We start from the raw sequence: 21,298 nt of genomic DNA, 5'->3' as shown, positions 1-21,298 counted from the left end.
ACTCCTTCTAAATTAGGTTTTATTTCTTTAATCATTTAGTACTTATCTTGATCATTTCTACGTTCTACTTTCCAAACAAACATAAGAAATAGTTGAATTATAATATGTTATAATTCCAACCTTCAATACGGAGATCAAGAATGTAAATTGTTAGTAGATGCACCAAAACAATAATTAAAGTATGAAATAAGGCTCTGGGGATATGGGTTATGAATTTTTGCATATACTCCACCTTTCAAAAAATATTCTCCGCTTAAAATCCACATGTCCCACCTCTCTACTCTTTTTTTATGAAATGATATCTATTAACTGATCACAATAAAAAGAAGCTGTCTGATAGATTATTGCTGTATACTGTTTCCTGATCTGAACTAACATATGTATAATTGTGAAAACTTCCAGTTGAACTAAATAGAAAAACGAAATGGTAATAATTATACTGATTGATAAAATTCTTTTCAGTACAAATCCCATCTATACTTTCAAACGATTAACTTCTTTTCTTATTTTGATTAGATAATATAAAGTCAAAATAAATTGGATAATAGAAATACTCCAGGGAAGCAGAAAGAGCATTTCCACTTGATATTTTGGAAAAAATTCAATAGAAACAACAACCCCATACTCACTATCTCCAACACCTTGTATTGCTTTGAAAAATAAAATGAGTAAAAAGCTTGGGATCATAGTTACCAAAAACCAGTTGACATGGTATTTTAACCTCTTAGTCCTTATGCATAAAAAAGAATTAATAAAACATAATAATAGCGGTACAAAGTATACCTTAAATGAGTATTTTAATAACTCTGTTCCCCACCCCTCTATTCTTATCTTTAAGAAATAGATTAAGATCAGATGCAGTCCAACAGCCAGTAGTACATAAAGAATGGCTTGTAGTACTGTCTTTATCGATTTCATCTTTCGCCCCCCTTTTTTGCTACTCTTTTAATTAATACTCGTTTGATATTCATCACCTTTCACCGAGTTTATTTTACCTACCTCACAAGCCCTGATACTACGCTTGAATTTCCATGTAATTTGAACATAAATACTAAATACCCTTTTAATGTAATCATAGGGAATTTGAAGGCGGAAATAAATAGCCCCCTCATTCGAATCAAGATTTTATTTGAACTGATTTAAAGTTTATGAGCCAAGAACAAAGTAGAGCTTAAGTACAACCTCTTTATTGGCCCTTTTGAGTTCAGATTACACAAATAATTTCCATTTATATGAGGACAAAAACGGCTGTACCCTCCTCCACGGGACAGTGCAGCCGTCTTGGTTCTAGCGTTACCTGGAGAACGATTCCCCATGAACCCTACGGCAACTCTTTAAGTGGAAAAAGGGACACTAATTTGCCGGAGTACCCTATCCTCGAGCAGATGAAGTGGAAAAAGGGACACTAATTCAGCTCATTTAGCCATTGGACAAGAAAAATAGCCCAATTAAGTTTACTTTTTCCACTTAAAGCTCAGGATTTCTTAATTTCCGGAAAAATAAGTTCCCTTTTTCCAACTAGCGCCGCCTGACGAAGACACCTGTAAGCAAGTACTGGCTGGAATTAGGATATTTAGACCGGCTACCCCCTCAGAACTCGGCCCTCGCCGCTCCAACAACGGATTTCCTCTGCCGTTGTTCCTGGCAAGCTGGCCTTCGGCTTACGGCCCAGGGATCCCCACCACTCCAAAATCAACGGGGGCATGCTGAAGACGGATCATTGTATTCCTTCACGATCTCTCCGCAGCCGTTACGGACAGGAAAGCCGTTAATAATAGAAGATTCATCTATTCTGCAGGACTACGGACAGAGATGCCCTTATTTATCCCTTTCCCCTGTATTCGAGGCTCATTCGAACGATATAACGGCCCCTGAGTCCGTAACTGCTGATAAAGTAAGATTTTTGGCAAAATAAGGGCTCCTCGGTCCGCTTCAGTCCGCGGATGGAGCCCAATCCTCCTGCATCGCTTATATCCTATGAGGCTTCCAGGATATCCAAATTTTTTTACACTGTATAATTTCCTATACAATGAAATAAGGGGTAAGCCGCTTCCCCTAAGACATGTAAATTCTTATCTTTTAAAAAAAACTAAACTGCCCCTTCCTGTGTGAAACAGGCGGGGCAGTTTAGTTTATGCCGGAGCTTAATATATATCGGCTTATTGAGCGGTTTTACCGGACAGAACCCCTTGCTCCGTCTGCTCCTTTCCACACGCTTTATTTCATCAGCCGGTTAACCTCAACCTCCATTTTGCCGAGAACCTCATTCGCGGTAGCGCTTTGCGTGTATAGTTCGTCCAGCAACATTTGGATCTTCGTATCGATCTGCTGCCAGTTTTTATGTCCCGGTGCGATCCGGGCATCGGCCATTTGGTCGAGGACGGCCAGCTGGATGCTTTCGGGCGAAGGTTTGGCAGCCGCTCTCAGGAAAACATCGGATTCAAGCACAGATTTCCGCGAAGGAACGAAATACTGGGCGGTTACGCTCATGGATTCGGCGCTGGTGATGAATTTCAGGAACTCCGCAGCTTCTGCCGGATGCCTGGTTTCGAATACGGAAACTCCCGCATAGCCAAGTGAGGTACCCGTCCCTTTAATACCTGCGGGCATGGGCGCGATGTCCCATTCAAAGTCAGTGACCGCGCGGGCCTTAGAGGTATAGCTGTAGCGGTCCGTGTACATGCCGATTTGGCCGCTGTCGAAGGACAGCTCGTCTCCCGGCAGCGGATGCACCTTGTCCTTGAACATCAGATCGCTGTACAGCTGCAGCGCTTCCCTCCCCTCCGGCGAATTCAGCGCAAAGGCCGAACCATCGCTGTCAAACAGCTCTGCACCATGCGACCAGAACAGCGGAAGCAGCGCATCCGACCAGTTGTTCCAGTCGCGGACCAGCTTCACTCCGTAGATGCCTTGCTGCGGATTAGTGATGCTGCGGGCGGCTTTGAGAAATTCATCGTAATTCCAATGGCCTTCCTTATATAGCTCCGTTGGTGTCTTCAGGCCTTTCGAGCGGAACAGGTCTTTGTTGTAATAGATTAGAACAGGCGGCGTGGAGAACGGTATCCCGTACAGAGAGCCGCCCCGGTTGAAAATGTCGAGCGTGGACGGATAAATATCCGGATAATTGTATCCGGGGTCGTCCTTCACTTCGGCTGCAATATCCACCAGCTGCCCGGATTCAAGCAGCTGCGGGATCATCCGCTCCGCCAGCCAGCCGGCATCGGGCGCAGTCCTGGAGGCCAGCATGATCGACAGCTTCTGCTGGTAATCGGCAAAAGGGATCGTCATGATCTCCACCTCAGTCCCGGGATGAAGCTGTTCAAATTTACCGATAAGGCTCTCATACATCGCTTTCTGCGCATCGTTGCCCCAGATGCTGAATTTCAGCTTGACAGGCTCCTGCGCAGCAGCGGCTCCATCTGAACGCCCCCCGGCTCCAGCTTCCGGGCCATGTGTTCCGTTTCCTGCACCTGTAGAGCAGCCTCCGGCCAGCAAGACCGCAAAGATAAGGCCCAGCAGCCATGTCCGCATTTTCATGCCCCCTCCTGCCTCTCCCCGGCGGGTTCGGCATTGTTCAATGCTTCCCAATGCATCGGCAGCCGCAGTGAAATGGTCACACCGCGCTCCGCTGTATTGTCGATATACAGGCCGTATGGCTCACCGTAGAGCAGCCGCAGCCGCTGATGGACATTGCGCAGCGCAAAGCCCTTCCTGATCCGTCCGAAGCCTCCCGGCTCGGATTCGGGAACAGACCGGCTTTTATCCCTGTACAGCTGTTCTTCCAGCTCTTTCATCCGCTCGCCGGATATGCCAATTCCATCATCCTTGACCGACAGGATCAGGTCATCCTCCTGAACGGCAGCCGTCAAGGCAAGATGCACCGTGTCCGGTCCCATGGCGTGTTCGATAACATTTTCGATCAGCGGCTGCAGAATCAGCTTCGGCACCAGACAGTAATCGAAGGATGAATCCATATGAATGACAGCCTGCAGCTTGTCTCCAAGGCGCATGCCCTGTATTTTTAGATACGCCTCCACAAATTTCACCTCGTCCAGCACATATACCATCGGGTCCTGGCGGCCTACCGTATAACGCAGCAGCTTCCCCAGACTGGTCACCACACCGGACAGCTCCCGGGTGCTGCCCTGGAGTGCCAGCATGTTCACCATCTCCAGCGTATTGTACAGGAAGTGGGGATGAATCTGGCTCTGCAGCGCAAGCAGCTCAGCCTCCCGCTCCTTCAGCCTGGTCTCATATACCTCTTTGACCAGCCGGTCGATCTCGCCAATCATCGTATTGAACCCCTCGGTCAACTGCCCGATTTCATCATTCGTGGTGACGGTTGCCCGCTCACGGAACAGTCCTCGCTTCACCTGCCTCATCTTCGACTGCAGATGGGCGATCGGCTTAATCAGCCGGTTCGACAGCAGGATAGCTGCGGCATAGGCCGCCATCAGGGCAATGATGGACACGATCAGCGTCGAATTGGTCAATTCGCGGGCGTCCTCCCGCAGCTGCGTGCGCGGAATCAGCGAGGTTACCTTCAGCCCCGTATACGCAGATTGGGCGGAAGCCGTAATGTAGGATTCGCTTGAATCGGGAAGTCCTGCGGCAGCCGAATACAGCATCACCTGGTCCTTGCCTGTAATTTGAAGCAGGCCGCTGCCGCCTAAACGGACCGTAGACAAAATGGAGCCAAAGCCCTGCGGCGTCAGATCGACTTTGACAATTCCCAGCATTTTGTTGGTATAGGGCTCGCGGATGACCCGGGCAACGGAGATAATCCCCTGTTTCGGTTCTGTGTAATAAGCGGCATTGTGCGGCGGAATGATCGCAAGGCCCCCATCCTCCTGCTTCACGCTCCCCATCCATTCCGCCATGCTGCGGTCCCACCGTTTTCTTACGCTCTGGTCCAGATTGCTGAAGATGCCCCCGTCATTGGTAAAAACCAGGATGCTCTCGATTTCACCTCTGTCGAAGGCGAGGGAGGAAATGAACAGATTCATCTTCAGCGTCTCGTCCGTGGTCAGATAAGTGCTTGCTGAACCGGAGCCGCTGTGGCTTTGAAGAATATGCATCACGTCCTCATCGTACAACGGCATTAACGTAAGCCGGTCCAGCTCCTTGATGTAATGCTCCAAATTGATATTGATTTGATTGACGACCTGATAGGAAAGCTCCACAGTGCTGCGTTCCACTCCTGCGGTATACTTCTTATAGCTGATGGCGCCAATGACCAGAAACGGAACGGTAATCAGCAGACAGAACAGCACGATAAACTTGGTGCGCAGCGGCACATAGATTGATTTTTTTGACATTTTCCTGAATGGCATGCGACAGCTGCCTCCCCAAACTCTACGGATACACACTCCAACATACCATAATTTAAGTTCGAAGGCAGAACCATTCACCCCGCCGCAAGCAGAATGGCGGATCAGCCGTTCTCAAGCGCTTCGGAGCAGCGCTCCATCTCCTGCCAGAATTCGGCAGCAGTCAGAGTGCCGCTGTGAATCATATAGGCAAAATCGAGCAGGTTGGGCAGGCAGGGCAGACCCAGCAGATGGCAGCTGAACGCATGCGCGGCGATCTCGGAGGTCTTTGCCACACTGGCCCGGATGCGCAGCGGCCCCAGTGACAGGCTGCTGATATCGTCAAGCCGCTTATTGGTATAGCCAAGCTCCGTGAATTCCAGATCATGGAACAGCTCATGCGCAAGATGAATATCCGTGACCTCCTGCAGACTGAAGGAGCGGCCGGGAAGCAGCACACCCGCGCATTGCCGCAGCTCCTCCATGGACGATTTATACAGCGTAATGACACGTTCTTGGGATGACAGCTCAATCTGCGCGCGGAAGCGGATTTGTCCGATGGTCCCCTGCCGTTCATTCAGGCTGACCCGGATGCCCCTGTCCCTGCAGATTGCCCCGACATCTGTACCATAGCGGGCTTTGTACTCCAGAGCCTTCTCCCTGCCGATCGCAAGCGGCCGCTCCACGTAATAACGCCGCTTGCTGCTAGGTATCCGATGAAACAGCAGATCATTTTTCAGTTCGGCATAGCCCAGCACCTGGTCGCTTGGCAGTGTTCGTGTTGCGGTCTTCATCACCCTGCGCACCTCCTATTGATAGACGACGGCGAGCATTTCGCTGTTGTCCTCTAGCAGCTGCGTTTCCACTTCGAGAATGGAAAACAGCTGCTCCTTGGTCTGCATCCCGGTCAGATCCAGCATTTTTTCCTTATAAAAGATAAATGTCTTCGGGATGGTGGCGTTGGCATCTGAATAGACAGTATTCTCCTCCAGAAAGGAAGCGAACCGGTCATCGATATTCTTTTTCAGAAAAGCCAGGTGATAAGCATTCGTCTTCTTGAAGCGCACCACTCCTTCACGGTCCAGCACACCGACATGGCTGAGCTTTTTCTTCACCAGGCCGAACATCGATTTTTTGACTTCACTGGATTCGAACAGGAACCATCTGCCGGATGCCGCCTTCAGCTCCGTCCGTTCTGCCGGCTGGCCCAGCGCCTCTGCCGCCGTCAGCACCAGCTCGTTCACCGGCACCTCCCGGCTCGCCAGGTCCTTCGAGCGCAGCTCTGTCGAGCCGGTGGCGATGGCGCGCAGAATATTGCGCTGGGAATCAATTTCGATCGTGACATCAACGGTGGATTCATTCGCGCCGGACTGCACGATTTTCTCCATAATCTCAGCCCGGATGAGCTTGATATCCCGTTCTGTCGCGCCCACGACGGTCTTCTCAATCTGTTCACGGACCATCGCCATGCCTACACCGATTGTTGAGATATAAGGCGCATTATTGGCAATCTGGTGCTTGAAGCCCTCCTTGGCGGCCATGGCCGGAACCAGAACAGCTCCGCTGCCTCCTCCTCCCACTAGCGTAATAAATCCGGTGTCCAGCTCATAATCACTGATCATCTGGTTCACTACGGCCATCACTTTGCGGATAGCGATATCCATCGCTGCTCTTGCCGCCTCTTCCGCAGACATTCCCAGATGGGCACCCAGCGCCTCCCAGGCGATCCGGGTGCTCTCCATATTGCCGCGGGCATAATCCTCATCAGGCACGTGATTCAGCAGGTTGGCAGCTCCGGCCAGGGTCAGCGCATATTCATGCCCTTCCGCACCGCGCACGGTGACATAATCAGGATCGCCCTTGCGGGGACTGACCAGTCCGATGGAAGGCTGCTGCAGGTTTTCTTTGCCGGTGAAGCATTCGTATTCCAGCCCGGCGATGTGGGCGCTGCGGGGGCCGACATCGGTAATCTTCCCTGCGCCGATCTGGATCATGCTTCCTCCGGCAACAGCGAGCGTCCGCACATCCAGTGAACGCAGATACGTTTTGTGCCCGCCGACCTGGGCATTTTCGATCATGACCTTCCCGTTCTTGATGACGGAAATATCCACACTGGTGCCTCCGACTTCGAAGAAGATGCCATCCGAGATCTTCTCATACATGAGCGCTCCGGCGACCCCCGCCGCAAGGCCCGACAGCATGGTCAGGATCGGCCGTTTCCGCACCTCGTCGATGCTCATCACGCCGCCGTCGCAGCGCATAATCATCAGCTGCGAGGTGATCCCCGCCTCCTTGACGGCCTGCTCGGTCATATTGGCCGTCTCCATCATCTTCGGAATCAGGCTCGCATTGACAACTGCGGTCCGGGTCCGGGTCTTCAGCCCGTACAGCTGGGAGATTTCATGTCCGCCCGTAGCGTACACTCCCCGGCTGCGCGCCGCTTCTATCACCCGCAGCTCATTGGCCGGATCATCGACGCTATAGGCTTCTGATGCCACAATAACTTCAGCGCCTTCGGCCAGCAGCTGTTCAATCGCATCATCAATAGCTTCCCGGGTCAATTCCTTGGAGTCGATGAACTTATGATAGGTTGTGAGATATTTGCCTGCGGCAAGCTCAATATTTGCCACATTGGTTTCGGAACGGGCACTGCGGGCATCCAGCCCCGTACCCATCCCCAGAATACCCACACGGGCAACATCTCCCTCCAGCAGGGCATTGGTTGCCTGCGTGGTACCGTGGGCGATGAACTTGATATCCTCAGGCTGAATGCCGTTCTCGCTCATGATCCGCTGAATAATCTGGACGATTCCGCTGGCAACCCCGCGCTCATCGTGGTGCGTGGTAGGCATTTTAACCTTCGACAGCACCTCAAAGGTTTCATTGTCAATCGCAACGGCATCCGTGAAGGTGCCCCCGACATCTATACCGATCCTGATTTGTTTATTGCCCATAACAGGTTCTCCTCTCCATAAAGCTTTTATCTGTACATACCGGCTGCTGTTTGCCGGGGGCTAGAAGGCGACCAGACCGGCGATAACCATCGAGATCAAAACGGCCACGAACATCCATGGCAGCGTTTTTCGCAGCGTTTCAATAATATCCGTTTTGGTATAGTCGGAGATCCAGACATTGTGCGAGTTGGTAGGATCGCTGACGGCCTGCAGATTGCTGACGATACGCAGGGCCAGCATAGCCGCAACGGGTGCCATGCCCCCGGCAACAATCAGCGCGGCGATGCCGCTGCCGAGTCCCCACACGTTCAGCGGTCCACGGTATATGGCCAGCGGCGACAGCAGGGTGAAGACGAGAATGTACATCAGCGGACTGGTTGGAATCATCCCCTCGATCAGCGGCTGGATCAGTGAGGCTACCTGCGGTGCGGTTACAGCGCTGAGCAGCATCCCGATGCCAATCATCAGGCCGAGTGCGCCGGCTACATCCTGAATGCCTTCAACGAGCGCACTGGACAGCACATGGATGGGACGTTTGGGCGTAGCCAGCAGCAGCGTGACCAGTGCCCCCATGAAGACAGCGGAGACAATATCCACCTTGAGGAAAAATACCAGCAATACGGGAACGAGCGGGCTGAGCAGCGCGATGGATCTTACGTTTTTGGTGTCCTGATTCTGGAATTCCTGCTTCAGCGGCATCGCCCAGGCCCGCCGGACCTTCCCGTCCTTGCGGGTATAGTAGACGATCATGATCAGTGCGATCACAATTAGCGGAACAGCGCAGATCAAGGAATAAGAAGCGATGGTGTCTGTAGGAACCTTAAGCACATCCGTGTAAATCGCCCAGGTGGAGACATTGAACACTACGCCGACCGCATTGGCCAGCAGCACGACCAGACCGCTTACGAAAGGCTTCAGTCCGGCGGTCAGCATAATGGGAATGGCGATGGTTCCGACCAGAATGACCATGCCGAGCCCGTTGGCGGCAGAGAAGATTACAGAAGCGGCGAGAAAAAAGATGATGGCAATGGCCAGCGGCTTATCACCGGCAAGCTCTGCAGCCTTGCGGATAATCGTCTTGGTAATGCCGACCTTGTTGAGAATCTGGCCGAACCAGGCCCCGAAAATCAGCCCGGCAATCGCCGTGGACAGCTTCATGGCTCCACCCGCAAGAACACCCTTTGTAATCGTGAAGGTGTCGGGATTATCAGACAGCAGCGGGATGCCCGCGATGGCAGCAAGCAGTATGGCCATCATCGGCAGCGCGAGCAAGGTCGTCAGCTTCCGGGTCATCATAAGCCCCACAAAAACAATAAATACAAGCAAAATTCCGATGATTTGTACAGTTTCCAAACCGATTCCCCCTAATTAAACATAATAACTTACTGTGTTAGATGAAGTTTAGCTGGATTTACCTCGCACTATAACTGACAGCCAAAGCATACGTCTAAGGCATACATAACTTCGGTTATAGCTCCAGATAAGCGCCATGCGCCACAAGTGTCTGCTGCAGCCTGCCGGTATCTACCTCCTGTACGGGTACTCCCCCCTTTGCAGCCAACGCCGCTGCAGTTCCGCCCGCCTGGCCGATGGCTCCCACCGTTGGCGTGGTGCGGACAGCTGCCTGGGCTTCAAAGGTAGCGGATAGGCATCTGCCGACAACGATCAGGTTATCGATTTCATTTGTGATCAGGCAGCGGTAAGGAATGCCGTACATGGCGCCCCATTCCAAATGCTCTGTTGCAGTGCCCTCTCCATCCGGGCTGTGAATATCGATCGGATAGCCGGAGTGGGCAATGACATCCTCAAACGGCCGCTTCGCCAAAATATCCTGTGCGGTTAAGGTGTACACTCCCTTGATCTGGCGGGAGCCCCGGACGCCGATGGAAGGACCCGTGGAGACGACCACAGCCTCTTCAAAGCCGGGAATGTACTTTTTCAGAAAGATTTCCAGCTCACGGCACTGCTTGCGCCCTTCAATCTCAGCCTCACTGAGGCTCCACGGATCAGTGCTGTCCTTGCCCAGAATCCGCGTTGTGTTCATGATAATCTCACCGGGATTGCTCGTTTCGAAGAACAGGACATCCTCTCTTGGAATACTGATCTCGCCTCGCACCTTAGCTTCACGGAACTGCTTGTCGAAGCCGATAACGGATAACCTCGCAGCCGAGTCCATCACGGTGATGTCGAGATTCATCCGGGGAAAGTCCTCGCGGTGCTCTCTGATATAGGCCTTGATCTTCCCGGTATCCACTCCCCGCATCTTCATCTTCAGCGTCATCGGCTGCGACTGCTCGTCGGCTTCACGCCCTTTGGTGAACGGGACACCGGACCAGACCGCCAGATCACCGTCGCCGGTAGCATCGATAAATACATCTGCCGTGATCCGGCTGAGGCCTGCCTTGTTGCACAGGGTAAGCGACCTGATCCGCCGGTCTGACACTTCGGCTCCGGCCAGCATCGTATGGTACAGCACCTCGCCTCCGCTCTCCTGCAGCATCAGATCCAGCTCAAGCTTCATCGCTTCGGCATCAAAGGGGGTAACCGAGTAGGTATAGTTCGTCGCGTCCGCAATATGCCCCGGTGATTTGCCGAGGGCGCGGAGCCGCTGCACCAGCTCATCCGTGATGCCTTGGATCGCCTGCTTGTGTCCCGCATGAAAAGTCATCATCGGCCCCACCCCGGCGGCGGTCAATGTCCCGCCCAGGAACCCTCCGGCTTCCACGATCAGTGTTTTCGCCCCCGCCCTTGCGGCAGCGATTCCCGCAATGGAGCCGGAAACTCCGCCCCCCGCTACAACAACATCATACTTCCGCATCCATCTTCATCTCCTCAATATGTCTTATCTTCCCTGAATTGTGACGGTGTTCTGCCGGTGTAGTCCTTGAATACAGCCATGAAATGCTTGGAGCTTAAATAGCCGGACAATTTGGCCACCTCATAGATTTTGAGATTGGTTTCCTTCAGCAGCTGTTTGGCCCGGTTCATCCGGCATTGCGAGACATAATCCGTAAAGTTCTGACCGGTTTCAGATTTAAAAAGAACGGACAGATACTGGTGATTCAGATGCACCTGCTCGGCCATATATTGCAGAGAAATTTCCTGGTCCAGCCGCTGTGCCACCAGTTCCTTTACCTTACGGATCAGCTGCCTGCCTTTGTTATCTGTTCCTCCTTCCCCCGTTGAATCCGAAATATCCCCTCCGCTTCCGTGCTTGCGCTTGAACTCCCCCAGCGCCTGTGCCAGCTCTGTGCGGTCCACCGGCTTCAGCAGATAATCGCTGATGCCATATTTAATCGCCTGCTTTGCATATTCAAAGTCGGCATAACCGCTCAAAATTAAAATATACAGGTCCGGGTACTGGTCACGAATCCGCCTGATCATCTCCAGGCCGTTCATTTCATTCATCCGTATATCCGTAATTAGGACATCAGGTTTTATGCTTTTAAGCGCTTCCAAAGCAAGCCTGCCATTCTCTGCTTCTCCCACGACCTTAAACCCGCCGATAACCTCCTCAACCAAATGCTTGAGGCCTGACCGGATTAAGGCTTCATCTTCAACCAGAAACAGCTTGTGCAACCCCATCCCTCCAATGCGGAATAGCGAACCGCCATGCGCAGTTTCGCCAAGCTCCAAGGCTTTCTTTTTGTGAAACGCTTACAATATCAGTATAAATTCTGACCGCACCAGAAGAAACGGTGCACATTCGAGAAAAGGTATGAAATTTCGAGATATATCCGAAATCCTTTAACGTAATTCCATACCCTAAACGCCAGCAAGGGTGCCCTTACGCCGGATTATGCGGCGGCAGTGACACCCGTGTGGACTTACTTGTTATAATATGGGCAATTCAGCCCTGGACTATAACCCGGCAGTAATTACGGAGAACATTTCGATTGTTGTACGCTTTTACACCGTTGCAGAACGCTCTTACACCGTGCTGTTGTCGTAGAGGCCAATCAGCTCATCAAATGAGGAAATGATAACATCGGACCCTTTCAGCTCATCCTGGCGTCCGAAGCCTGCATAGGCGCAGCCGATTACCGTCTGCCCGTTTCCTTTGCCTGCCTCGACATCGGATGAACGGTCACCGACCATCCAAGCCTCCTTGATGCCGTGCTCATCCAGCAGGATGCGCAGCAGCTCGGTTTTGGTGGCAGTGCCCTGTCCGCCGGCGCTATACAGGCCGTCGAACAGCTCTTTCAGCTCGTGCACCACTACAATACTGTGAATGTAGTCTTCCAGTCCGTTGCTCGCTACGAACAGCTTGACTCCACGCTCATGAAGCGCCACAAGGGTCTCGGTAACCTTAGGGTACAGCAGTGTGCCGCCTGCCTCCAGCCCTTCGACTTCCAGCTGCAGCAGCAGCTCATCTGCGCGGCGGTGCACAGCCTCATCAGCATCCGGCATGACATTCTTCCAGATTTGGGACAGCAGCATGCCCAGACTGCTGAGAATCCGTTCCTCCGGTGGAGTGGGTCCTGCGTACAGGCCCTCCGCCCGCAAAATGTCAAACATTTTATGATAAGCGGGCAACAGCAGACTTTCTGTCTGAAACAACGTTCCGTCCATATCAAAAATAATCGCTTCCGGCTTCTTCAACTTCGTACTCATGTGATGACCCAGCCCTTCTGTAGTGTTCTGCATTTTCCGCCTTCTGCGGGCAGATGCTTTTGTCTCACGCCCTATAATATAGGATTCCAGCAGGTATTGTCCATGCTCACAAGCTTCAAATGCAATGCAAAAGGGACCGGAGGGCAGCACCGTTAAGGTGTCCGTCCTCCGGTCCCCGCTGTTATAAAGCGCTGGATGCCGGTTGCTGATTATACGCGGTCGAAGCTGGCAATCAATTCGTCCAGCACATCTTTGCTGACCATTTTGCCTTTGAAGTTAATGAGGTTTTCTGCACTGCCGGAGAAGATGCAGGTAGGCTCATATTTTCTGAGAATGATCTTCTCACCGTCGACAAAAATTTCGAGAGGGTCTTTTATGTCAATTCCCATCGTTCTGCGCAGTTCAATCGGAATCACGATACGTCCCAGTTCATCCACTTTTCTTACTATTCCTGTTGCCTTCATCACTATGCATCCTCCCTTGAAATAACCCTTAAATAATCTTGTGGTGTTAAAAGCTATCAATGCTTCAATATAGTAGAAATGATTAACCTCTATCTGCATTGTAAAGTGCTAGTTCTTTCCTGTCAATTTTATTTCTACATCTTTTGATATTTATCGACAAATAATTCGACAAAGTTCAGGGTAAATTCGACAAAATATTAGTCCAGGGATTATTTTATCCAAAATCCGCTCCAATTAACAGTTTTTTATTTTAAAAAATTAATACAAGTATTACAAAACTAATTAGACCTATTTACAGAATAAGAAACCCCGCCGTTCACCTGAATATTCCCGCAGCAAAAACACCCTCTCTCAGCAGATGAATTTGCCCCTGCTTCAGAAAGGGTGATTAATTATGCCGTACGTCAAGCGTGAATCTCAAATAGCCGGGCCGTCTTGCCTTGGGGAATTGAAACGGTCAGTACACCCTCGGACGGGTTCCAGCTCCAATCCGAATGATGCCGCTGAGGATATGCGCAGCTTACTCCTGCTGCCTGGCCCTGCAGCTCAGGAATCGGCAGCTTGACTGCTGCTGCTTCTCCGGCAATCCGCCAGACCGCCAGATAGCGGGTATCGCCATGGCGCAGGCCAAAGCTCACCCACTCGCCTTCGCTGTCCGGCAGGCCCAAGGGCCAGAAGGCGGTTGCCTGCGGGATATGCGCACGGATCGATTTGTAATAATCCAGCGCTTCCTTCACCAGTTCCCTGCGCCGGGGCTCAAGCTCGGCCAGATGGCCGCTCTGGTGCACACGGAGCAGCAGCGCATTGACCATGTTGAAGATAACCTCTTCATCATCGCCCTCGCGCAGCGGATACGACCACACTGCAGATTGCTCGGGGGTGAGGGCCGCCGGAGAACCTGCGGCAATCGCCGCATACTGCACGTAATCCTCCTGGTCGCTGGTGGACTGGATGCTGTGTCGGCTGAGCATGGCATAGTCCATGCGCATGCCCCCGCTGGAGCAGTTCTCGATTACGAGATTCGGGTAACGGGCAAAGATGCTGTCCAGCCAGGCCAAATATGCCCGGTTATGCTGCAGCAGACCGTCGCCGAAGCTGTCTGCATCCGTTTCCGTCCCGATGCCGGCGTTGATGTTGTAGTCCATTTTAATATAGCCCACCCCATACTGCTCCACCAATCTTGAAATCACTCCGTCCGCATGGGCAATGACCTTGGGATTCCGGTAATCCAGCTGATAGCGGCTGCGGTCCTTGACCCGCTTGCCGTGGCGCATAAAGAACCAGCTGTCGTCGGTTTCTGTGAGCTTCGGACTGTTGATCCCCATGACCTCCAGCTCCAGCCAGAGCCCGGGAATCATGCCTTTGCTGCGGATATAATCCAGCACATATTTAATCCCCTCCGGGAACCGCTCGGCGGAAGGCTCCCATTGTCCTACGCCGTCCCACCACTCTCCAGGCGCATACCAACCGGCATCGATGCAGAAATATTCGCAGCCGACATCGGCGGCGGCATCGATCAGGGGCAGCAGCTTCCCGGTGGTGGGGCTTCCCCACAGACAATTCATATAGTCGTTGAAAATAATCCGCAGCAGCTCATTGTCTTCATTCGGCCGGCGGATCATCCGCCGGTAGGCCGTAAGCTGCTCTGCCGCGCCCTGGAAGCCGCCCTGCACAGCACCAACGGCTACCGGCACCGAGGTGAATTCCTCTCCCGGCGCCAGCTTCAGCCACCAGTGGTTGTCATGCTCTGTCGGCCCGCTGACCAGCAGGGTAAGCTGGTCATACTGATCGGTCAGCTCCCAGTGCCAGGAGCCATTGTGTTCGATCTGCCAGAATAGGCTTGTCCCACTCTCCTTGTTGTGCAGCACTGCCATCGGCAGCAGCTCTGCCGCCGACCAGGAGCCGGTGTTGCTGGCGGCGATCCGCTTGGAGCCGCGGTCGGCCAGATGGGACATGCCCAGCTCCGGCAGCCGGTAGGTCCGCCATTGCAGCTCGCTCTGCCAGCCGCTGTGGGCGATGGTGACCTCGATTTTGTCGTTGCGGTCGCCGCTGCCCTCTTTGTCCACTCCGGTAAGCGCAAAGGTCGAGACGTATTCCACAGCGGCTTCGCCAGTGCCTGTATTCTTCAGCACCGTCCAGCAGCGGACCGTCTGCACACCTGTATAAAACTGTAAATGCTGCACTGCTGTTATGCCGGTTACCGGGTCAGTAAGGGTGATCTCCAGCTTGCGGCCAAGTGCATTTACGCTGTCGCTGTGTCCGCCATACACCATCCGCAGCCCCGGATAAGAGGCCCGGTGCGTGCGCCCGTGATATTCATCCCGGTCCTCTCCCGAGAGCTGCAGCTCCAGCAGCCGGAACCCCGGCTTGTTCTTCTCCGCAATGCTTCCGTCCTGCAAAGGCGCTGCGCCAAAATGCAGCAGCCGGACATCCTGCTCCCCTGTAATTTCAATCGTAAGATAAAGTCCGTTTTCGGCAATATCGATGCGCTTGCTGTCCATAGATTGTTTGACCTCCTGACAAATGTTGGTGTCTCTCCTGATTATAAGGCGTTTTCATTGCTTTTAAAGGGCTTTATCTTTAATCTGCTACCCACTCCAAAGAGAAGCGGTGAAGAAGTAACGGAGGGGAAGTTTGGAATTGGAGGAGCGAATGCGTCCGCCTTTGTCTGCGGATTTCAACCGCTAGCAGCGGTATAATCAGGAAATCTGCAGACAACAGCGGCCGGAAATCCAAACATTCCACGCAGTTACGCCCATTCTCCGCGCCTCCCCCACATACAAAAGACGGCCCCCCCGGTAAAAGAATCTTACCCTCGAGACCGTCCCGGAATGGAAGCTATTCAGATTTATTGTTCAGCGGAACCGAATTGAATCCAGGCTTTTTGGATTTCGTCGATGGCCTGATCCTTGGTTTTGCTGCCGCCAATATAGGCCTGCATCAGCTCGCCGAATTTCTGGTGGAAGGTATCCAGAGAATAGTTGACCGACAGGTCGCCGGATTTCTCGGTTTTGAGGATTTCTTCCATTTCCTTAGGCATTTGCAGGTCAGGCATTGGAGCATCCTTGATTGGCGGAATGACTTTGGCCACCGTGGAGAACCAGTTCTTGCCGTATTCGGACGTATACAGCCAGTTGAAGAATTCAATGGTCTGTGCGGCTACAGCGGAATCCTTGTTAATGCGCAGCGCCTGATCGGCGCCGGTGATAATCTGCGATTGCTCCGGCTTGTCACTGACCGGATATCCGGCGATGCCGAGATCAAAGTCAGGGGTGATTTTTTTGATGGCTTCTTCATCCCATGCGCCTTTACCGGTCATAAATGCCGCTTTGCCAAGAGCAAAGTCGCTGACTTCAGCATTGCTGTCGCGTTCCAGCGGCTTGTCTGTTCCGTGTTTTATCGTAGTGTCAATGAAGTTGAAGAAGTTGTTGTACAGCACCGGATGATCCTTGAAGGTGGTATCTCCGGCGATAAAGTTGCCAACAAGTGTCTTGGCATCAATTCCGGCGTCTGTAGCGGCCGCATCCACGAAGTGCTGGAAGATGTGCTTCCAGACCCACCACTCTTTATAGGCATTGGCGAACGGTGTAATTCCCTTGGCTTCCAGCTTGGTGATGGCATCGTCCAGCTCGGCTGTCGTTTTGGGAACGTTGGTAATGCCTGCATCGGCAAGCAGCTTTTTGTTGTACATCAGCACGAACAGATTGCCTTTGACCGGAAGTCCAAGCACCTTGCCGTCGGAGGAGGTCATATTGGAGCGGACCGCATCGGTCATGGCGGATGCCAGCGGCTCATTGGTCAGGTCGGCACTGTATTCAGCAAAGGTATCAATGTCACCGCCGGCGGTAGTCTGGAAAACATCCGGGGTGCTGCCTGCGGCAATTTTTGATTTGAGCACTGTATTGTAGTCGGCCTGCATAATTTCCAGGTTGATGGTCACGTTAGGCTTAACTTTTTTGTATTCGGCGATATATGCGTTGAAAGCATCGGTGTACTCGGGAGACGCAGTGAACATATTAATCGTGACAGGTTTGGTTGAGTCGGTAGCCGTAGTGCCTGCGTTCGCCCCCTTGTTTGTTCCACCTGCGTTGTTAGCGGCATTATTGGTGTTATTCCCGCCACAGCCGGCCAGCAGCCCCCCTGCGAGCAGCAGGCTCGCCGATAGAGCCATTATTCTTTTTCCCTTCATGATGTTGCCCCCTTTTCCTTATGTTTCTTGTGGTCTTGGTGTTATTTTAAATAAAAAGAAAAAGGATAAGAATGTACATAAGTGATCTTCTGAGGGTAAAAAAGTGGGCTGATGTAACCGTTTCACTTTTCTCCCTCTGTAAGCAGCAGCCGGAACTCAGAAGGCGAACAGTCATAATAGTTGCGGAACGCCTTGCTGAAATAGTTTTTGTCCTTATATCCCAGCCTCTCGGAAATATCCTGGATTTTGAGGGCGGGGTCCGACAGCAGCTCCTTGGCCTTGTCCATTCTAACCTTTTGCACATACTCATGAATGCCGTACCCGTACTGGCCCTTGAATAGCTTCATCAAGTATTCTCTGCTCAGGAAATATTTATCCGTGAACATCGATATTTTAATATTCTCAAAATAATGGTTATCAATGTATGCTTTAATATTTTCCAGCACACTGCTCCGGTCTCCGGCAAGCGATCTGCTGATTTCTCCCGCATAGACATCCAGGATGCTGCTCAGCACCGCCTCAAACTCTCCAAAGGAGGCAAAATCACTGCTGATGCCCAGCCCCCGCAGCCCTTTGCTTTTTCCGCTCCGCAGCCGTTCGGGGACCGCATCCAGCTCTACAGCGATGTCTCCCAGCAAAATAATGAACTCCTGAATGATCCGGTCTGCTTCCCCCAGACTGAAATGCTCCGAGGATTTCCATTTGCGGGTAAAATCGCTGAGAATACTCTTGGCATGGCCCGCGTTTCCGCTCTCCAGGCTGCTGCGGATCAGCGGCATCCGCCCTGTCAGAGAGGGGCTGTCCTTGGCTGCGGATTTCGTGTATCCGCTGTTCGAAACCGTGCTGCCCTTCAGGGTCAGCAGATCGGTCCCGTCCAGCGCGGCCTTGGCCAGCTCGTAGGACTGCGCAATCCCCATAACCTCGCTGTACGGCTGTCCAAGACCGCCCGCGCAAAGAATGCCGAACAGTTCCTTCAGGGTTGAAACCGTCTTCTTCATATGATGAAGCGAGAGAAAAGCCGCATCTTCCCCATAGCTGCCCTTCAAGGTAAAAATCGCAATAAATTCCCGCTCGCTTCTCGGGCTGGCAAAGCTGAACGCTTCGAAATGGCCGCCGCTGTTCTCGTTGATTACATTTGTCACCGCAAAATGCAGCAAATCCCTGTCCTCATGGAACCTGGCATGGCGCACCTGCTCCACATTAAGCATCCGCAGAACGCCTACCGCGAAATGGTTCCCCGGCTTGTCCGCACCAATCAGCGGCAGGAAGGCTTCATTGGACTGGTTTTTGAAGCTGCGTTCAATGATCGACAGGTACATCTTCTCCTTGAGCTTGGGAAGGGACATGTTCAGAGTGATGTTCCGGGTGATGAACTCGCTTTCCCGCTTGCGTTTTGCCTCCAGCACATCCATGGCCTTGCGCAGCGCACTGTTGAGATCACTCCGGTTCACCGGCTTCAGCAAATAATCCACCACCTTGGAGCGGATGGCCTGCCGGGTATATTCAAAATCATTGTAGCCGCTGATCACAATCAGCAGCAGATCGGGAAATTCACGTTCCGCAATCTGCAGCAGCTGGCTTCCGTTCAGCTCGGGCATCTTCATATCCACGAGCGCCAGATCAATCTTGTGCTTCCGGAGCATCTCAAGCCCCACCCTGCCGTCGGTCGCCTCCAGCACCTGATCCACTCCCAGGCCTTTCCAGTCCCCGAGGATATGAATGGCCTCGCGCAGCGGCTCTTCATCATCAATAATCAGTACTTTGTACATGTTGTCCCAGCCCTCCCCGCGGTAACCGCATATCTATCCGTGTGCCCTGCTCATTGCCGGCAATAACAAGTCCTGCCTCTTCACCGTATAAGAGCTTCAGGCGTGTATTCAGATTCTTCAAACCAATACTTTCGTTGTCCCCTTCTTCAGCTCCTTCGCCCCCGCGGTCCTCCCACTGGATCTGCAGCGAGCTGAGCACCTGCTGGAGCCGCTGCTCCGTGATCCCCGGCCCATCATCCAGCACAGAGATCACACTGTGGGCAGCTGTAATATGGGCTTCAATCCGGATGGTAACTGTGCTGGACACCTTCTCCAGCGCGTGCTTAATGCAGTTCTCCACCAGCGTCTGAATCGACAGCTTGGGAATCCTCAGCTCCAGCAGACTGTCATTCCAGTCGTATTCGACCTGCATGCGGCTGCCGAAGCGGGCTTTTTGCAGCGCCAGATAACGTTCGATATGCTTCAGCTCCTCCCGGGCCTGCACCACATCCCTGCCGCTGATGCAGTATCTCAGAGTGAGCGCCAGGTTGTCCACCATCTCGACAATATCATCATTGTTGTTTTTGAGTGCCTTGGTGGAGATGGCCTGCAGCGCATTATAGAGGAAATGCGGATTGATCTCCGCCTCCAGCGCTTTTAGCACAGCGTTTTTCTCGACAATCTTCATCTTGTACCGTTCATTAATCAGTTCGTTCGTCTTCTCTACCATCTTGTTAAAGTGCCTGGACAGATAGGCGATCTCATCGTTTCCATCTACAGCGGCTTCGGCATCGAAGCTGCCGGTGCTGAAGCGCTTCATCTGCAGCGACAGATTCTTCAGCGGATTCGTGATTCTGTTGGAGGTGAAGCTGACGAGAACAACGGACACAATCAGGAACAGCAGCCCGATCGAATAGCTCAATTTGCGCGTCGTCGTCGCCGCTTCATAAATCTGCTTGTAGGGAATCGGCTTGACGAGCTTCCAGCCCTCTTTTTGGCTGATGTCATACATCACCAGATACTTCTGCTCCGTGTCGGACCAGGTCAGGCGGCCGCCTTGGGCCGGGGTCAGCTGCTCCAGCAGCCCCGCTTGTTCACTCTGCAGATAAAATTCACGGTCATCGACCACAAACGGCTCATTGTCCGGACTGATATACATCAGATGCTCCCCGTCACTAAAGGGAATATCCTTCATAATCTCATCCGTCACACTGGAATTGAAGTATAGGGACAGAACCGCCTGCGGCTCCCGGGTCACAATCGAACGCAGCAGACGGTGATAGCCCATGAAGCTTTTCTCAGAATTGATAGGGTAATCGCCTTGGCTCTCCTCCGGGGTCCGCTCCTTCACAAAGGACTGATACGAGCGGTTGAAGGGACTGGCCAGCGCCCGCTTGTACCACGGGAGATTCTCAATCGGCGGATGCTCTACCACCCGGACAGTAATATTATAGTTCTCCTTGGTGACATAATAATATTTGTGCTCCTTGATGACATACAGATAAATCGCTTCCAGATCGCTGCGGGAAAAATAAAGATTCTTCAAATAATCCTCCACATACATCTTGGATGCATAGTCCTCGGATTCATGCAGAATCGCATAATTGAACTCATCATAAGAGATCTGCGGCAGCGACAGCTGGCCGATCCCGTCCAGATAACTCTCCAGATTGCGCCCGACCAGAAGCAGGTTGCTGCGGGTGCTGGAGATGCTGTTGTTCACTGATTCCTTGCGCAGCATCCCGTAAGAAATGAACGTCAGTGAGGCAACGACCAGAATAATAATGATCGTAAACAGCAGAATCAGCTTGTTGGCCAGGCGGCGTGAAACCCGCTCCAGCACAGGCTCAAACAGCTTGTAAAGGGTACTTTTGATGATGCCGGCCTCCTTCTAGCACAGGATTACATGAAAATGTTCAGTTCACCTTTTTACCCCTAACTGTACTCTTAAATCCATTTTTGAGTATAGGGGTCTGCTCTATAATACACAATATAGACTAACCGGAATGGTTATGTGTGG

General features: G+C 52.3%; 14 protein-coding genes. All 14 read right to left on the bottom strand.

The genetic code is table 11. The features are described 5' to 3' along the window. Positions 1-474: 474 nt before the first annotated feature. Positions 475-918: a hypothetical protein gene (locus tag PRIO_RS11335; protein ID WP_046502372.1), complete on the bottom strand. Its 444-nt coding sequence runs from the start codon at positions 916-918 to the stop codon at positions 475-477. 1,299 nt (positions 919-2,217) lie between these two features. Next, entirely contained in the window at positions 2,218-3,537 is a 1,320-nt protein-coding gene (locus PRIO_RS11330) for an ABC transporter substrate-binding protein (RefSeq protein ID WP_020428784.1), read from the bottom strand. Continuing rightward, complete coding sequence (locus PRIO_RS11325; RefSeq protein WP_046506771.1) at positions 3,534-5,318, bottom strand: sensor histidine kinase; 1,785 nt, start codon at positions 5,316-5,318, stop codon at positions 3,534-3,536. Before PRIO_RS11325 ends, PRIO_RS11330 begins: the two co-directional genes overlap by 4 nt. A 116-nt stretch (positions 5,319-5,434) precedes the next feature. After that, complete coding sequence (locus tag PRIO_RS11320) at positions 5,435-6,106, bottom strand: hypothetical protein (RefSeq protein ID WP_141639110.1); 672 nt, start codon at positions 6,104-6,106, stop codon at positions 5,435-5,437. A 12-nt stretch (positions 6,107-6,118) separates the two neighbouring features. Further along, a complete protein-coding gene (locus PRIO_RS11315) occupies positions 6,119-8,263 on the bottom strand; it encodes a hydantoinase/oxoprolinase family protein (protein WP_046502367.1) in 2,145 nt (714 codons plus the stop codon). Positions 8,264-8,323: 60 nt separating this feature from the next. Beyond that, positions 8,324-9,616 (bottom strand): TRAP transporter large permease subunit, encoded by a 1,293-nt coding sequence (locus tag PRIO_RS11310; protein WP_144412099.1) that lies wholly within the window; start codon positions 9,614-9,616, stop codon positions 8,324-8,326. Positions 9,617-9,731: 115 nt separating this feature from the next. Beyond that, positions 9,732-11,081, bottom strand: a complete 1,350-nt coding sequence (locus tag PRIO_RS11305) for an FAD-dependent oxidoreductase (RefSeq protein ID WP_020428774.1) — start codon at positions 11,079-11,081, stop codon at positions 9,732-9,734. A gap of 14 nt (positions 11,082-11,095) precedes the next feature. After that, positions 11,096-11,842: a response regulator transcription factor gene (locus PRIO_RS11300; RefSeq protein ID WP_020428772.1), complete on the bottom strand. Its 747-nt coding sequence runs from the start codon at positions 11,840-11,842 to the stop codon at positions 11,096-11,098. 351 nt (positions 11,843-12,193) lie between these two features. Further along, on the bottom strand, positions 12,194-12,877 hold the full coding sequence (locus PRIO_RS11295; protein ID WP_085981582.1) for an HAD family hydrolase: 684 nt from the start codon (positions 12,875-12,877) through the stop codon (positions 12,194-12,196). A 209-nt stretch (positions 12,878-13,086) separates the two neighbouring features. Next, positions 13,087-13,344, bottom strand: a complete 258-nt coding sequence (locus tag PRIO_RS11290) for an AbrB/MazE/SpoVT family DNA-binding domain-containing protein (RefSeq protein WP_039788503.1) — start codon at positions 13,342-13,344, stop codon at positions 13,087-13,089. 401 nt (positions 13,345-13,745) lie between these two features. Next, on the bottom strand, positions 13,746-15,842 hold the full coding sequence (locus tag PRIO_RS11285; RefSeq protein WP_020428765.1) for a glycoside hydrolase family 36 protein: 2,097 nt from the start codon (positions 15,840-15,842) through the stop codon (positions 13,746-13,748). Between the two features lie 347 nt (positions 15,843-16,189). Then, complete coding sequence (locus PRIO_RS11280; protein ID WP_020428764.1) at positions 16,190-17,530, bottom strand: ABC transporter substrate-binding protein; 1,341 nt, start codon at positions 17,528-17,530, stop codon at positions 16,190-16,192. 122 nt (positions 17,531-17,652) lie between these two features. Further along, on the bottom strand, positions 17,653-19,299 hold the full coding sequence (locus tag PRIO_RS11275; RefSeq protein ID WP_020428761.1) for a response regulator: 1,647 nt from the start codon (positions 19,297-19,299) through the stop codon (positions 17,653-17,655). Further along, positions 19,277-21,121 (bottom strand): sensor histidine kinase, encoded by a 1,845-nt coding sequence (locus PRIO_RS11270; RefSeq protein ID WP_020428760.1) that lies wholly within the window; start codon positions 21,119-21,121, stop codon positions 19,277-19,279. The genes PRIO_RS11275 and PRIO_RS11270 overlap by 23 nt, the downstream gene beginning before the upstream one ends. Positions 21,122-21,298 lie beyond the last annotated feature (177 nt).

Source organism: Paenibacillus riograndensis SBR5 (assembly GCF_000981585.1).
Lineage (GTDB): Bacteria > Bacillota > Bacilli > Paenibacillales > Paenibacillaceae > Paenibacillus_AQ > Paenibacillus_AQ riograndensis.
This window is presented reverse-complemented; position numbering and strand designations above follow the sequence as displayed.

Excerpts from the sequence above, each read along its gene's own strand:
- PRIO_RS11315 (WP_046502367.1), bottom strand. The coding sequence starts at position 8,263 with ATGGGCAATAAACAAATCAGGATCGGTATAGATGTCGGGGGCACCTTC.
- PRIO_RS11280 (WP_020428764.1), bottom strand. The coding sequence starts at position 17,530 with ATGAAGGGAAAAAGAATAATGGCTCTATCGGCGAGCCTGCTGCTCGCA.
- PRIO_RS11275 (WP_020428761.1), bottom strand. The coding sequence starts at position 19,299 with ATGTACAAAGTACTGATTATTGATGATGAAGAGCCGCTGCGCGAGGCC.
- PRIO_RS11285 (WP_020428765.1), bottom strand. The coding sequence starts at position 15,842 with ATGGACAGCAAGCGCATCGATATTGCCGAAAACGGACTTTATCTTACG.
- PRIO_RS11325 (WP_046506771.1), bottom strand. The coding sequence starts at position 5,318 with ATGTCAAAAAAATCAATCTATGTGCCGCTGCGCACCAAGTTTATCGTG.
- PRIO_RS11335 (WP_046502372.1), bottom strand. The coding sequence starts at position 918 with ATGAAATCGATAAAGACAGTACTACAAGCCATTCTTTATGTACTACTG.
- PRIO_RS11305 (WP_020428774.1), bottom strand. The coding sequence starts at position 11,081 with ATGCGGAAGTATGATGTTGTTGTAGCGGGGGGCGGAGTTTCCGGCTCC.
- PRIO_RS11295 (WP_085981582.1), bottom strand. The coding sequence starts at position 12,877 with ATGAGTACGAAGTTGAAGAAGCCGGAAGCGATTATTTTTGATATGGAC.
- PRIO_RS11330 (WP_020428784.1), bottom strand. The coding sequence starts at position 3,537 with ATGAAAATGCGGACATGGCTGCTGGGCCTTATCTTTGCGGTCTTGCTG.